Annotated in this window: 2 protein-coding genes; one reads left to right on the top strand and one right to left on the bottom strand. The window is 59.6% G+C overall.

All coding sequences use genetic code 11. The features are described 5' to 3' along the window. Positions 1 to 192: 192 nt before the first annotated feature. Complete coding sequence (locus tag PMI37_RS27400; RefSeq protein ID WP_008087491.1) at positions 193 to 555, top strand: hypothetical protein; 363 nt, start codon at positions 193 to 195, stop codon at positions 553 to 555. A gap of 69 nt (positions 556 to 624) precedes the next feature. Here PMI37_RS27400 and PMI37_RS27395 read toward each other — a convergent pair whose 3' ends face one another. Beyond that, positions 625 to 1,707 carry a DUF1615 domain-containing protein gene (locus tag PMI37_RS27395; protein ID WP_008087490.1) on the bottom strand — a complete coding sequence of 361 codons (1,083 nt, stop codon included), beginning with the start codon at positions 1,705 to 1,707 and terminating at the stop codon, positions 625 to 627. Positions 1,708 to 1,778 lie beyond the last annotated feature (71 nt).

Below are 1,778 nucleotides of genomic sequence, written 5' to 3'. Positions count from 1 at the left end.
AGGACCTGCCGCAGGCTGCGATCTTTTGATCTGGTTTTTCAGAAGCAAGATCAAAAGATCGCAGCCTGCGGCAGCTCCTACATGAACCATCATTGGCGTCGATGTTTACCATCACGGCAATGAAGTTCTCATAAAAAATCCCCGGCGTAAGATCGGCTCCATACCAACCAATAACACCCCGGAGCAAACATCATGAAACGCCAAACTCTTCTCAGCATCGCTTTCTCGGTTTTCGCAGTAAACGCTTTCGCCGCTACCCCGGTTCACACGATGATCGCCGCTGACGGCTCGGATCGTCTGTACCAGAACGCTGTCGCTGCTGATGGCTCCGATCGTCTGCAAGGCAACACCGTAGCGGCTGATGGCTCGGATCGTCTGCAAGGCAACACCGTCGCCGCTGATGGCTCCGATCGTTTGCAAGGCAACACCGTTGCCGCTGATGGCTCCGATCGTCTGCAGGGCAACACCGTCGCCGCTGATGGTTCGGATCGTCTGCAGGGCAATACCGTTGCAGAGGGTGGTTCGGATCGCCTGCTCGAACGCCGCGCTGTCTGAATGATTGCGCTGATCGCAACAACCCAGAAAAACCCGGCATCCCCTGCCGGGTTTTTTATGTCCGTGTGATTATCCGCCCTTGCCCATGCAGCGTTTGTAACGCTCATCCACGCGCTTGGCGAACCACGCCGTGGTCAGTTTGCGGGTGATTTTCGGGCTTTGCAGGACGATGCCTGGTAGCACCGCGCGCGGCAGCTTCTTGCCCTCGGCTTTTTCCGCCAACTCAAACACCCGTTGATAGAGCTTCGTCTCTTCGAATTCGGGGGTTTTGCCCTTTTCCAACTGATCACGAATGGTCGGATTACGCATGCCGAGCGACTTGCCAAGGGTGCGCACCGCCAGCTCCGTGCCGCCGGGCATGATCGAGTCATAACGAATCAGATCGCCGTCGAGTGCCAGCGGGATGCCCGAGGCGCGGCTGACTGCGTTCTGGAATGCGGCATTGCGGCTGGCGTACCAACCGGCGTTGAAATCGGCGAAGCGATACAGCGGCTCGCGATAACTCACCGGGTAACCGAGCAAGTGCGCGATGCCGAAGTACATGCCACCGCGGCGGCTGAACACTTCGTGGCGAATGCTGCCGTCGACCGGGTACGGATAGTCCTTGGCGTGCTGTTCGGCAAACTCGATGCTGACCTGCATCGGCCCGCCGGTGTGGACCGGGTTGAAGCCACCGAATAGCGTACGGCCCATCGGTACCCTGCCGATGAAGTCATCGAAAATCGCGCTCAATTCCTTCTCGCTGCGCGCGGCGTTGAGGCGTTCGCTGTAGGTCTTGCCAGTGGTCGAGCGCACTTGCAAAGCGCCGCTGACCAACAGGCTGGGGATGTGCACTTTGCCGGCGCGACGGTCGATTTCGTCGCGGGCGATTTTGCCGAGGCCGGGTACGGTGGGGTCGGCCTGAAAGGTCGATTCCTGTTCAACCACCGCCAGCACCGAGCACAGATTCTGTGTGGTCGGGCTGATGTCTTGCGCGGCAAATGCGGCGTAAATGTCGGTAGCCCAGCCCTGACGATCCGCGACCTTGGCCGGCATCAGCCGGACGATTTCAGCCTTCACTTCAGCAGGCGCACGGGGCACCGGTTCGCTGCTGCGCTGCCCCGCACAACCGGCGAGGCTCAACACTGCGGCGAGGGTCATGAGTAATCGCATCTTGCTCCATCCAGTCCACTAAGCCAGAACCACCATACACAATCCCTGTGGGAGCTGCCGCAGGCTGCGAT

The organism is Pseudomonas sp. GM80, from assembly GCF_000282515.1.
Lineage (GTDB): Bacteria > Pseudomonadota > Gammaproteobacteria > Pseudomonadales > Pseudomonadaceae > Aquipseudomonas.
This window is presented reverse-complemented; position numbering and strand designations above follow the sequence as displayed.